Origin of the sequence: Nonomuraea turcica (assembly GCF_030718205.1) — a bacterium.
Lineage (GTDB): Bacteria > Actinomycetota > Actinomycetes > Streptosporangiales > Streptosporangiaceae > Nonomuraea.
This window is the reverse complement of the sequence record NZ_JAUZQF010000006.1, coordinates 476,237-488,470: the sequence shown is the minus strand read 5'-3', so window position 1 is coordinate 488,470 and position 12,234 is coordinate 476,237. Positions and strand designations below refer to the sequence as shown.

The following is a 12,234-nucleotide window of genomic DNA, read 5'->3' as shown; positions in this document are numbered from 1 at the left end:
CCCGAGAAGACGGGGGTCTGAGGGCAACAGCCCCCAGGGACGGGGGGTCTGGGGGGCCATGCCCCCCAGAAGACGCTGGGGGTCCGGGGGTTATCCCCCGGTAAACACGACGAGGGGACCCGAGGGAGGAAGCGAATGCTTCCGACCAAGAGTCCCCAGTCACCGAGTGGGCGAGGAGGGATTTGAACCCTCACGTCCTTTCGGACACACGGACCTGAACCGTGCGCGTCTGCCGTTCCGCCACCCGCCCTTTTTTGGGTGCGGAGAAACAGTAGCACGGAACAGCCACTGGTACTGAACCCGGATACGATCGCATAAGACACGGGAGCGGAGGAGCTGGGCGCGACTGCCGACGGGCGCCGGGGAACGCCGCGACGTGGGACTAGCGGAAACCGGGCGTCGTACGCGTCTGGGGAACGCGATCATATGCACGGAGGAAGGGAGGTACCCGGTGGGAGTCCTTCAGCGCTTCGAGCGAAGGCTCGAAGGCTTGGTTGAGGGGGCCTTTGCGCGGGCGTTCAAATCTGACCTTCAGCCGGTCGAGGTCGCCAGCGCGGTTCAGCGGGAGATGGATGAGCGTGCGGCGATCGTCGCTCAAGGTCGCACGCTCGTGCCCAACGATTTCGTGGTTGAGCTGTCCACGACCGACAGCGAGCGGCTAGAGGTCTACGCCGACAGCATCAGTCACGAGCTGGCCAACCTCGCCAGGGAGTACGCCAAGGAGCAGGGCTACTCTTTCGTGGGACCGGTCCGGGTTCGCTTCGAGACCGCCGCCGACCTGGCTGTGGGTTTGTTCCGCATCAGGTCCGGCGTCATCCGCGGCGCGACGGTGGAGCAGGACGAGATTCGCCAGCCGGCGAGCGACCTGCCTCCATCCCGGCCGCACGCGTTCAACGGGCGGCCCAGGCTGCTCGTCTCCACCCAGGACGATCCGCAGGGGGACCGCTCCTACGAGCTCACCACTCCGGTGACCTTGCTCGGCAGGGGCACCGACTGCGATCTTCGTCTAGTCGATCCCGGCGTTTCGCGGCATCACGCGGAGTTGCGCGTCGAGGGCCAGAATGTGGTTCTCGTCGACTTGGGATCGACGAACGGCACTTTCGTCAACGGCCAGCCGGTACGCAGGATCGAGCTCCAGAACGGCACGCGAGTGACCCTGGGGCGCACGACTCTGGTGTTCCGGCGCGATTAGAGGTAGACAAACGGTCCATGTCCGAGCTCACGCTGCTGCTGATCCGGCTCGCCTTCCTGGCGGTGCTGTGGTTCTTCGTCATTGCCGCAGTCGGCGTGATCCGGACTGACTTGTTCGGTTCACGCACGGCTCCCGCGGGTCCACGCAAGTCCGCCAAACCCGCCAAGGCCGTGGCGAAGCCCAAAAGCAAGAAGGGCGAGCCACGCCAGCTCATCGTCACAGGTGGCCCGCTGCAAGGCACCACCATCACTCTCACGGAGACGCCCATCACCATTGGCCGGGCGAACGACGCCACGCTGGTAGTCACTGACGACTACGCTTCCAGCCGGCATGCCCGGCTCTTTCCTCAGGACGGTCAGTGGATCGTGGAAGACCTCGGGTCGACCAACGGGACCTATCTCGACCGCTCGAAAGTCACCCGCCCGACCCCGGTGCCGCTCGGTGTTCCGATCCGCGTCGGCAAAACAGTCATTGAATTGCGCAAATGACCATCGCACTCCGCTACGCCGCCCGCTCGGACGTCGGCCTCCTCCGCGAAGGAAACGAGGACTCGGCGTACGCTAGCGGCCGCCTGCTTGCCGTCGCCGACGGCATGGGCGGGCACGCACACGGCGAGGTGGCCAGCTCAGTCGCCATCGCCGCCATGGCCTCTCTCGAAGAGGCCCAACAGGGGGGTGACCTGCTCAACGCCATCGAGGCAGCGGTACGCGACGCCAACCGCAAGCTGCACGAAATGGTGGGGCGGGATCCCAGCCTCAAAGGCATGGGCACGACTCTCACGGCCATGTTGTGGCACGGCACCCAGGTCGCCCTCGTGCACGTCGGCGACTCGCGCGCCTACCTACTCAGGCGCGGGGAGCTCTACCAGATCACCCATGACCACACACTGGTGCAGCAGCTCGTCGACGACGGGCGCATCACGCCGGAAGAGGCCGCCACGCATCCGCAGCGCTCGATCCTGCTGCGCGCTCTCGATGGCAGCGGCGAGGTCGATCCCGATCTCACGCTCCGGGAGGCGCAGGTAGGTGACCGTTACCTGCTGTGCTCGGACGGGCTGTCCGGTGTGGTGAGCGCGGAGACGCTGCACGCCACGCTCACCAACATCGACGATCCGGAAGAGGTCGTCCGCCAGCTCATCGACCTGGCGAACAGGGGAGGCGGGCCGGACAACATCACGTGCGTCCTGGCCGACGTCCTGGAGATCACCGATGGGCAGCAGGTGCCTGCCGAGGTGGCCGTTGTGGGCGCCGCGGGCATGAACCGGCTGCGCGGGAATCCGCAGGACACCTCGCCGGGGCGACCTAGTGCGGTGACCGCACCCCAGCCGGCGATCGCCGACGACGACTTCGACGAGCCGGTCGCGCAGGCGTCCCGGCGGTCGGGCAAGCGTCGTCGTGTGTGGCCCGTGCTGGTCACCGTGCTCTGCATAGCCATCGCCGCCGTCGGCGCCGGTGGCTATTTTGGATACCAGTGGACCCAGGACCAGTTCTTCGTCGGTGCTAGGGACGGCGAGGTGGTCGTGTTCAAGGGGATCCAGAAGGAGGTGGTCGGATTCCAGCTCTTCAGCGTCTCCAAGCCCACGGGACGGCAGCTCTCCCAGCTGTCCGAGGCTGACCAAGCGCTGGTCAGGAGCGGCATCCCCGTCCTGTCCGTCGACGAAGGCGTGGCGAAAATCAACGCGTTGAAGTTCTCCGGAGATCAGCCGAGCGAGACGACGGCGACCACGAGTGCGTCGCCCACGCCATCCGCCACCGCGACCAAGACGAAACAGCAGTAAATGAGCGAAGTCGCCGAAGCCCCCGTCCCGATGCCGGCCAAGCGCCGCGTGGCCCAACTGGTCATGCTGGCGCTCGCGGTGGGCATCGTCATGGGTGCCTACGCCAACGTCGGCCTGGCGATCGACGGCCAGATCCCGGCGGGCATGCTGACGTACGGCCTGGGTCTGGGCGGCCTGATGGCGGTCGCCTACATCGTGCTGGCCAAGTTCGCCCCGTGGGCGGATCCGCTGATCCTGCCGCTGGTGACCGTGATCAACGGCCTCGGCCTGGTGATGATCTACCGGCTCGAGTCCGCGAAGATGCCCGGTGCGTCCGCCGCCAACCAGATCATGTGGACGGCGGTCGGCGTCGTGATGTTCACGGCCACGCTGCTCGTGATCCGCGATCACCGGATTCTGCAGCGCCTCACCTACACCGCCGGCGCCGTCGGCCTGGTCCTCCTCGCCATCCCCGCGATCTTGCCCGCCTCACTCAGCGAGGTGCAGGGCGCCAAGATCTGGATCCGCATCGGCGGATTCTCCATCCAGCCCGGCGAGTTCGCCAAGCTGGCGCTGGTGGTCTTCTTCGCCGGTTACCTCGTGGCCAAGCGCGACGTGCTGGCGCTGGCCGGGCGGCGGCTGCTCTTCATCGACCTGCCGCGGGCCAGGGACCTCGGCCCCGTCCTCGTCACCTGGGCGCTCAGCCTGCTCGTCCTGGTCTTCGAGAAGGACCTGGGCACGTCGCTGCTGCTGTTCGGCACGTTCATCGCGATGCTCTACATCGCCACCCAGCGCACGTCGTGGGTGCTGATCGGCGTGCTGCTCTTCGCGGGCGGCGCCTTTCTGGCGGGCATGGCCTTCGACCACGTCGGCGACCGCTTCCAGATCTGGCTCAACCCGAGCTCCGACGAGTTCTACAACCGGGAGATCGGCGGCAGCTACCAGATCATGCAGAGCCTCTTCGGGCTCGGCGCCGGCGGCATCCTGGGCACCGGGCTCGGGCAGGGCAATCCCGACCTGATCCCGCTGTCGTTCTCCGACTTCATCTTCGCCGCGATCGGCGAAGAACTGGGCCTGACCGGCCTGATGGCGCTGATCATGCTCTACGCGCTGCTGGTCGAGCGGGGCCTGCGCACCTCGCTGGCGGCCCGCGAGCCGTTCTCGAAGCTGCTGGCGGGCGGCCTGTCGTTCATCCTGGCCTGGCAGGTGTTCATCATCGTCGGCGGCGTGACGAACCTCATCCCCCTGACCGGCCTGGTCACCCCGTTCATGTCCCAGGGCGGCTCGGCGTTGCTGGCTAACTGGATCCTTATCGCGCTTTTGGTAAGAATGTCGGATTCGGCGCGAAAGCCCCCGCCTCAGGCGATCCAGAACGAAGGACTGACGCAGGTGTTCCAGCGATGAACAAGACCCTGAAGCGCGCGGCCGTGGCCTGCCTGGTCATGTTCGCGCTCCTGATGATCAATGTGAACATCCTGCAGGCGGTCCGCGCGGAAGAGCTGAGCGGCGACTCACGCAACACCCGCAACTACTACGCCCGGTACTCCATCGAGCGGGGACGCATCGTGGCGGGCGGCAAGGTGATCGCGCAGTCCGTCGAGACCGAGAGCAAGAAGTTCAGGTTCGCCAGGGAATACCCGGACGCCAAGCTCTACGCGCACGTCACCGGCTTCTTCTCGCCCGAGAGCGAGAGCGCGATCGAGAGGTCCGAGAACGACCTGCTCGACGGCTCCAGCGCGGACCTGCTGCTGCGGCGGAGCATTGACCTGTTCACCGGCGAGCCGACCAAGGGCGCCAATGTCGAGGTCACGATCAACCCCAAGGCGCAGAAGGCGGCCTACGACGCGCTCCGCAACAGCGGCAAGCGCGGCGCCGTGATCGCGCTCGACCCGAAGACCGGCGCGATCCTGGCGATGGTCTCGCTGCCGACCTACGACCCCACCGAGCTGTCGGGCACCGACAAGGGCAAGGTCTTCACGCGCTACGACGAGCTGGCCAAGGAGAAGAGCCAGCCGCTGCTCAACCGCACCATCGGCCAGACGTACCCGCCGGGGTCGACGTTCAAGGTGGTGACGATGGCGGCGTACCTGGAGGACGACTCCTCGCGCGGCCCGGACACCACTGTGGACGCCCCACAGCGGCTGCCGCTGCCCAACACCACCATCAGTCTGCCCAACTACGGCGGCGCGGCCTGCGGCTCCGGCTCGGTCACGCTGACGTTCGCGCTGGAGAAGTCTTGCAACACGCCCTTCGGCAAGATGGGCATGGAGCTGGGCTACGACAAAATGAACAGGCAGACGGAGAGGTTCGGCATGGGTGAGCAGATCGCCGTGCCGATGTCGGTGGCCGACAGCGATTTCGGCCCCAAGGAGGATCAGGCGGCCGTGGCGATGGCCTCGATCGGGCAGCGCAGCAACCGGATGACGCCGCTGCAGATGGCCATGATCGCCGCCGGCATCGCCAACGAGGGCGCGGTGATGAAGCCGTACCTCGTCAACAAGATCACCGACGCCAAGGGTGACACGGTCGACGAGGCCAAGCCCGACGAGCTGACGGAGGCGGTCAGCACCGAGACGGCGGGCAAGCTGCGCGAGATGATGGTGAGCGTCGTCAACAACGGCACGGCCAACCTGGCGCAGGTGCCGGGCGTCCAAGTAGCGGGTAAGACGGGCACCGCGGAGACGGCCGACGGCCAGCCGCCGCACGCCTGGTTCATCTCCTTCGCGCCCGCGGAGGACCCGAAGGTGGCGCTGGCGGTGATCGTCGAGTCCGGCGCCGCGAACGTCGGCGCGGAGGCGACAGGCGGCCACACGGCCGCCCCGATCGCAAAAGCCGTGCTGGAGGCGGTGCTGAACAAGTGAGTGACGGTAACCTGCTGGACCATGCGGCTCCGTAACCGCTACCTCCTGGTCTCCCGCATCGCCACGGGCGGTATGGGCGAGGTGTGGCGCGCCCGTGACGAGCTCCTCGGGCGCGAGGTGGCGGTCAAGATCCTGCACAGCCACATCTATGCCGACCCCACCTTCCGTGAGCGCTTCCGCAACGAGGCCAGGCTCACGGCGGCCCTGGCCGACCCCGGGATCGCGCAGGTCTTCGACTACGGCGAGCAGAGCGACCTCGCCTACCTGGTGATGGAGCTGGTCCACGGGGAGCCGCTGTCGGCCATCCTGGCCCGCAACGGCGCCCTCGGGGCCGAAGTGGCACTGGACGTGGTGCACCAGACCGCCAAGGCACTGCACGCGGCGCATTCTGCCGGGATCATCCACCGCGACATCAAGCCGGGCAACCTCCTGGTCACTCCCGAGGGCGTCATCAAGGTGACGGACTTCGGCATCGCGCGGGCCCTGGAGGCGGCGCCGGTGACGCAGACCGGCACCGTGCTGGGCACCGCCCAATACGTCAGCCCTGAGCAGGCGCAGGGCTTGCCGCTCACGCCCGCGACCGACCTCTACTCGCTGGGCATCGTGGCGTACGAGAGCCTGTCGGGGCGCACGCCGTTCCGCGGGGACACCCAGGTGGCGATCGCGCTGATGCACCTCAACGAGCCGCCGCCGCCGCTCGGCGTGGACGTGCCCGCGCCGGTGCGCGAGCTGGTCCTGGCGCTACTGGCCAAGGACCCGGCGCAGCGCCCGGCCACGGCGCTGGAGGTGGCCGACCGGGCCTACGTGCTGCGCGAGTCGCTGGTCGGCGGCGAACAGGGCGCCGACCTGAGCATGTTCACCGACCCGTCCGGCTTCGAGGTGCGCGAGCCGTCGCCCGAGGACGAGCGGGACACCGACGATCTCACCCCGGCGACGGCCATGGAGGAGCAGCGGCCGGGCGGGCAGGGCAAGCGGCGCAAGGGCGCGAGGACGCTGGCCGCTGTGGCCACCGCCGGGTGCGTGGCCGCCGTGGGGCTCAGCGCTTTCTCCCTCGCCGGCCGGTCGCCCGTGGAGACGCCGCCTGACGTGGCGGATCCCACAGAGTCGACGGTGTCGACGCCTGAGCTGCCACGCCCGAGCAAGACCAAAACACGTACCCGACGCCCTGCGGTGGTTCCGGTCAAGTCGCCGAGGCCTATACCCTCACGGTCGGCTACGGTAAGCAAGTCGGCAACTCCTACGAAGAAGCCGACACCGAAACCGACACCGACGACCCGGACCCCGACACCCACCCCCACTCCAACGCCTACCAGGACACCGACGACTTCGACACCGACCGCTTCGCCAGACCCGGGTGAGACGAACCCGCCCAAGGAGGAGACGTGACGCGCCAGGGGGTCGATGATGGACACCGGCGGCCCCCCGAGCAGGCCGGCACCCAAGATGAACGGTAAGGGACAGTGCAGGAAATGACTCAGCCTCGGCTACTCGGAGGTCGTTACGAGCTCGACGGTGTCGTCGGGCGCGGCGGCATGGCCGAGGTCTATCGCGCCCGAGACATCCGGCTGGACCGCATAGTCGCGATCAAGACCCTCCGCTCCGATCTGGCGCGTGACCACACCTTCCAGGCCAGGTTCCGCCGTGAGGCGCAGTCGGCGGCCTCACTGAACCACCCGGCCGTCGTCGCGGTCTACGACACCGGCGAGGACGTCACCGACGGCGCCCCGGTGCCCTACATCGTGATGGAATACGTCGACGGCAGGACGCTGCGCGACCTGCTGCGCCAGGACCGGCGACTGATGCCCGAGCGGGCGGTCGAGCTGGTCGACGGCATCCTGCGGGCACTGGACTACAGCCACCGCGGCGGCATCGTGCACCGCGACATCAAGCCGGCCAACGTGATGATCACGCGGGCGGGCGACGTCAAGGTGATGGACTTCGGCATCGCGCGCGCGATGGCCGACTCCGCGGCCACGATGACGCAGACGGCGCAGGTGATCGGCACCGCGCAATACCTGTCGCCCGAGCAGGCGCGGGGCGAACGGGTGGACGCGCGGAGCGACATTTACTCCACGGGCTGCCTGCTTTATGAACTGCTGACCGGGCAGCCGCCGTTCACCGGCGACTCGCCGGTCGCGATCGCCTACCAGCACGTCCGCGAGGAGCCGATCCCGCCGTCGCAGATCGACCGCGACATCCCGCAGTGGGCCGACGCGATCGTGCTCAAGGCCATGGCCAAGGACCCGGCCCAGCGTTACCAGAGTGCGGCCGACATGCGGGCCGACATCCAGCGGGCGATGTCCGGCATGCCGACCGACGCCCAGACGATGGCGATGACGAGCAACTACGGCCAGGGCACGCGCATGATGACGGCCACGCAGGCCGCCACCGGCCCGGCCACCCAGCGCACCAGCGCCATCCCACCGTACGACTACGGCGATGGTCAGGGCGGCGGCCGTGGCGGGCGGCGCAGGGCCTCCGGCGGTGGCGGCAACGGCGTCAAGACCGCGTTGTGGATCATCATCCCCCTGTTGATCATCGGCGGCTTCGTCACGGCCGGCTACCTGATCTTCGGCACCGGCAACACGCCGGCGCAGACGACGGTCGCGATCCCGTCCCTCGTCTCGCAGGATCAGAAATACGCCGAGAGCCAGCTCACCAGCCTGGGGTTCAAGGTCGAGGTGGTGAAGGAGCCCAGCTCCGAGATCGACAAGGACACCGTCATCAAGACGGATCCCCCCGAGGGCACCAAGGCACCGAAGGACTCGACCGTCAAGCTCTACGTGTCCACGGGCCCGAAGAAGGTCAAGGTGCCTGACGGCCTCATCGGCATGTCGCAGGCGGAGGCCACCGCGGCCCTGGAGAAGGCCGGCCTGCAGGCCACGGTCCAGACCAGGGTCTCCTCCAAGCCGCAGGGCACGGTCGTCGCCACCAAGCCCAAGTCCGGCGAGTCGATCGAAGAGGGTGGCACGGTCACCCTGTGGGTCCCCAAGGAGCTGGGCGAGGTCCCCAGCCTCGTCGGGCTCACCGTGGAGGACGCCACCGCGCAGCTGAAGGCGGCCGGCTTCAAGGCCAAGGTCGTCCCGCAGCCGAGTGACCAGCCCGAGGGCACGGTCGTCCAGCAAAACCCGGGCGAGGGCACCAAGCTGCCGGCGAACACGACGGTGACGATCGTGGTGTCCACGGGTCCCGACCAGCAGCCGACGGAGCAGCCCACCGACCCGTTCCCCACCGAACAGCCCACCGACGACCAGACGGACTTCCCTGAGGACCCGCCGTCTGACAACCCGATCGACGACGACCCCCTCGGCTGAGGTCTCCTCGTCCAGGCGGAAAGGGCCGCCCGTCCCCTCGTGGACGGGCGGCCCTCCGTTTGCTCGTGAAACGAAAAAACGCCCCCGCCGCTCGGGGGCAACGGCGGGGACGCTCACTAGTTAGTCGCCGTACGCGCGGCGTTTGTTACACGGTTCCGCGCAGCCAATTCTCGAGCAACGCGTGGCCGTGTTCAGACAAGATCGACTCGGGGTGGAACTGGATGCCCTCAACGGGCGCCCTGCGGTGGCGCAGGCCCATGATGACGCCGTCCGCGGTCCGCGCGGTCACGTCGAGCACCTCAGGCACGGTCTCGGGCAACACGGCGAGCGAGTGATAGCGGGTCATCCGCACCGGCGAGGGCAGCGTCTCGAACACGCCCTTGCCGTCGTGGAAAATGTCGCTGGTCCGGCCGTGGAAGAGCTCGGGCGCGCGGGACACCGTTCCGCCGAAGGCGATGGCGATGGCCTGGTGGCCCAGGCAGACGCCGAGCAGCGGCTGCTCGCGCGCGGCCGCGTAGCGGACCAGGGGGACGCTGACGCCGGCCGCCTCGGGCGTGCCGGGTCCAGGGCTGATGAGCACGCCGTCGAAGCCGTCGGCGTCGCCCACGCGTACGTGGTCGCGCGGCCGCACGTCACAGTCCGCGCCCAGCGCACGCAGGTACTGGACGATCGTGTGGACGAAGCTGTCGTGGTTGTCCACGACCAGCACGCGGCTCATTTCCTTATGGTCACCTCGTCGAGCGTCACCAAGGACTCCAGTTGCGGAAGGATGACATTCCAGACTACGGCGACCGCCACCGCGACCAGCACACTGGAGCAGCAGGACCAGCCTGCCAGTCCGTCTTCGATCAGGCCCTTCGGGCATCCGCGGCGGCCAGGGATCGCCACGACATGCGCTTGGCGACTATTCTGGACCCCACTTCAATTAGGCTAATCGGAGAGCCTGCGGACGATCCGGATGCCCCAGGCCCTCAGCAGGAGTTACCCAGTGCCCAAGTCCAAGGCTCGCAAGAAGGCGGTCTACACCCCGCCGCAGAGGTCTCAGCAGGTCAAGGTCAGCCCTCGCTGGCTGGCGCCCACGATGGTCGTCGCGTGGATCATCGGCATCCTCTGGATAGCGGTGTATTACGTCGCGCCGCAGACACCCTTCATCGGCGACCTCCAGAACTGGAACCTGCTGATCGGGTTTGTTTTCATCATCTTCGGTGTGGTTCTTTCCACACGCTGGAGGTAGTTCTTTCCACAGCTTTTTCCACACCCTGTGGGGGATCAGGCGCCGGCCAGGATGGCCGACGCTCGCACCACCACAAGCACGGCCAGCAATGCCAGCGCTCCCGCGATCGCCAGGACCTGCCACAGGGTCCTGTTGTTCTTGGGGGCGTAGGCAATCGCTCCTGCCAGCAGTGAGCCGGTGATCAGGCCGCCGATGTGGCCGGTCCAGCTGATGCCGGGCACGATGAACGTGATCGCGAGGTTGATCACGATGAGCACGGCGATGCCGCGCACGTCCATGTTGAGCTTGCGCCCGACCACGAACACGGCGCCGAACAGGCCGAAGATGGCCCCGGACGCGCCGACCGTGGGCTGGTTGAGCGGGTCGATCCAGAGGCCGAGCACGGAGCCACCGAGTGCGCTGATCACATAGAGCGCCACGTAGCGCACGTGGCCGAAGGCGCGCTCCAGGTATGGGCCCACGACGTAGAGCGCCCAGCAGTTGAACAGGATGTGGAAGACGCCGCCGTGCACGAACGCGGCGGTGATCAGCCGGTAATACTGGTCGAGCGCGGCCACGCCGGCGGGCCACATGGCCAGCTCCGCCGTGACCTCGTCGCCGGTGAGGTATTGGGCGCCGAAGACCAGGATGTTGATGACCAGGATGGCGTACGTCACGAACGGCGTGCGCACGACGCTGCCGCCGAAGGTGGACTTGGCCTGGCGGATCCCGCGGTTGCCCTCGGCCACACATTCGGGGCATTGGAAGCCGACCGCCGCGTCGCGCATGCAGTCGGGGCAGATGGGACGCTCGCAGCGCTGGCAGCGGACCCAGGTTTCCTTGTCGGGGTGCCGGTAACACGTGGGCACGGCCTCAGCCGGCTGCTCGGGCTGTGGGGGCGGGCTGGGCGGCTGGCTGGTCATGACCAAAAGCCTAAGGCGTGCACGGGCCTGCCGCGTGCCGCCCGACACCGCCACACTCAACACGGCAGAGCCGCTGGTGTGGGACATCTGCGGCGCGATCGCGGTGAGCCGGCCGCTGTAGGCGCGTGGGCGCCGCCGTGAGCGTTTCACGTGGACGGGGCGCGGCGGCGCCGTGGTGGGCGCGTGGCCCTCTGGCGGAGGGCCCGTCCCCTTCAGTGTCCCGTCAGGACTGGACGCGCTCGATGGTGAGCGACTCCACGACCACGTCCTCCACCGGACGGTCCCGGCTGTCGGTGCGGGTCTTGGCGATGGCGTCGACCACCTCCTGCCCCTCGATCACCTCGCCGAAGATGGTGTGCTTGCCGTTGAGGTGCGGCGTCGGCACCACGGTGATGAAGAACTGCGAGCCGTTGGTGCCCTTGCCGAAGCGGATGCCCGCGTTGGCCATGGCCAGCAGGTATGGCCGGTTGAACCACAGGTCCGGGTGGATCTCGTCGTCGAACTCGTAGCCAGGGCCCCCGATACCCTGCCCCAGCGGGTCACCGCCCTGGATCATGAAGCCGGGGATGACCCGGTGGAAGATGGTGCCGTCGTAGTAGCGGGCGGTGCTCTTCTCACCGGTGCCCGGGTGCGTCCATTCGCGGGTGCCTTCGGCCAGCTCCACGAAGTTGCGCACCGTTTTCGGGGCCTTGGTGGGAAAGAGTTCTACCTTGATATTGCCGCGATTGGTCTGCAGGTTTGCGATCAGCTTCTCAGCCACGAGACAGCTGCCCCCCTCTATGCACAGGGTTGGTTTTGTGGTGTTTTGTGGACTATGGCCGTACGGCCTTCTGAGCCATCCTCCCATGGACGGCCATGATTGAGCCGCCTTGCCCAGGGAAGGTCAGGCTCGGGGCTCCAACGACAGGGGAGGTTGTCGTGTCCCTCACACTGAGAAGACGCCGCGTGGTCATAGATGTACCGGCCACGTGGATG

The 12,234-nt window shown here is 67.7% G+C and carries 12 protein-coding genes and 1 tRNA gene; 9 read left to right on the top strand and 4 right to left on the bottom strand.

Annotated features, from left to right (window positions below; genetic code table 11):
• Nucleotides 1–167: 167 nt before the first annotated feature.
• A tRNA-Leu gene (locus Q9G87_RS19125) sits at nt 168–250 on the bottom strand.
• Between the two features lie 201 nt (nt 251–451).
• Here Q9G87_RS19125 and Q9G87_RS19120 point away from each other — a divergent pair.
• The 7 genes from Q9G87_RS19120 (at nt 452) to pknB (ending at nt 9,123) form a co-directional block, all read left to right on the top strand.
• The gene (locus Q9G87_RS19120) at nt 452–1,192 is read left to right on the top strand and encodes an FhaA domain-containing protein (protein ID WP_127938101.1); all 741 of its coding nucleotides are present in this window, start codon (nt 452–454) and stop codon (nt 1,190–1,192) included.
• Between the two features lie 17 nt (nt 1,193–1,209).
• Nucleotides 1,210–1,680 (top strand): FHA domain-containing protein FhaB/FipA, encoded by a 471-nt coding sequence (locus Q9G87_RS19115; RefSeq protein WP_305917726.1) that lies wholly within the window; start codon nt 1,210–1,212, stop codon nt 1,678–1,680.
• A complete protein-coding gene (locus Q9G87_RS19110; protein ID WP_305917725.1) occupies nt 1,677–2,969 on the top strand; it encodes a Stp1/IreP family PP2C-type Ser/Thr phosphatase in 1,293 nt (430 codons plus the stop codon). The genes Q9G87_RS19115 and Q9G87_RS19110 overlap by 4 nt, the downstream gene beginning before the upstream one ends.
• On the top strand, nt 2,970–4,352 hold the full coding sequence (locus Q9G87_RS19105) for an FtsW/RodA/SpoVE family cell cycle protein (protein WP_305917724.1): 1,383 nt from the start codon (nt 2,970–2,972) through the stop codon (nt 4,350–4,352).
• The gene (locus Q9G87_RS19100; RefSeq protein WP_305917723.1) at nt 4,349–5,809 is read left to right on the top strand and encodes a peptidoglycan D,D-transpeptidase FtsI family protein; all 1,461 of its coding nucleotides are present in this window, start codon (nt 4,349–4,351) and stop codon (nt 5,807–5,809) included. Before Q9G87_RS19105 ends, Q9G87_RS19100 begins: the two co-directional genes overlap by 4 nt.
• A 21-nt stretch (nt 5,810–5,830) precedes the next feature.
• The gene (locus Q9G87_RS19095) at nt 5,831–7,195 is read left to right on the top strand and encodes a protein kinase domain-containing protein (protein ID WP_305917722.1); all 1,365 of its coding nucleotides are present in this window, start codon (nt 5,831–5,833) and stop codon (nt 7,193–7,195) included.
• Nucleotides 7,196–7,278: 83 nt separating this feature from the next.
• Nucleotides 7,279–9,123, top strand: a complete 1,845-nt coding sequence (gene pknB / locus Q9G87_RS19090) for a Stk1 family PASTA domain-containing Ser/Thr kinase (protein ID WP_305917721.1) — start codon at nt 7,279–7,281, stop codon at nt 9,121–9,123.
• Nucleotides 9,124–9,268: 145 nt separating this feature from the next.
• Here the strand turns inward: pknB and Q9G87_RS19085 are convergent, their stop codons facing one another.
• Complete coding sequence (locus Q9G87_RS19085; RefSeq protein ID WP_305917720.1) at nt 9,269–9,841, bottom strand: anthranilate synthase component II; 573 nt, start codon at nt 9,839–9,841, stop codon at nt 9,269–9,271.
• Between the two features lie 270 nt (nt 9,842–10,111).
• Here Q9G87_RS19085 and Q9G87_RS19080 point away from each other — a divergent pair, with 270 nt between their 5' ends.
• Nucleotides 10,112–10,357 carry a cell division protein CrgA gene (locus tag Q9G87_RS19080; protein ID WP_127938089.1) on the top strand — a complete coding sequence of 82 codons (246 nt, stop codon included), beginning with the start codon at nt 10,112–10,114 and terminating at the stop codon, nt 10,355–10,357.
• A 35-nt stretch (nt 10,358–10,392) separates the two neighbouring features.
• Here the strand turns inward: Q9G87_RS19080 and Q9G87_RS19075 are convergent, their stop codons facing one another.
• Nucleotides 10,393–11,259 carry a rhomboid family intramembrane serine protease gene (locus tag Q9G87_RS19075; RefSeq protein WP_305917719.1) on the bottom strand — a complete coding sequence of 289 codons (867 nt, stop codon included), beginning with the start codon at nt 11,257–11,259 and terminating at the stop codon, nt 10,393–10,395.
• Between Q9G87_RS19075 and Q9G87_RS19070 the strand changes: the two genes are divergently transcribed.
• Complete coding sequence (locus tag Q9G87_RS19070) at nt 11,258–11,380, top strand: hypothetical protein (RefSeq protein WP_305917718.1); 123 nt, start codon at nt 11,258–11,260, stop codon at nt 11,378–11,380. The genes Q9G87_RS19075 and Q9G87_RS19070 overlap by 2 nt on opposite strands.
• Nucleotides 11,381–11,482: 102 nt before the next feature.
• Here the strand turns inward: Q9G87_RS19070 and Q9G87_RS19065 are convergent, their stop codons facing one another.
• Complete coding sequence (locus tag Q9G87_RS19065) at nt 11,483–12,019, bottom strand: peptidylprolyl isomerase (protein ID WP_305917717.1); 537 nt, start codon at nt 12,017–12,019, stop codon at nt 11,483–11,485.
• Between the last annotated feature and the right edge of the window lie 215 nt (nt 12,020–12,234).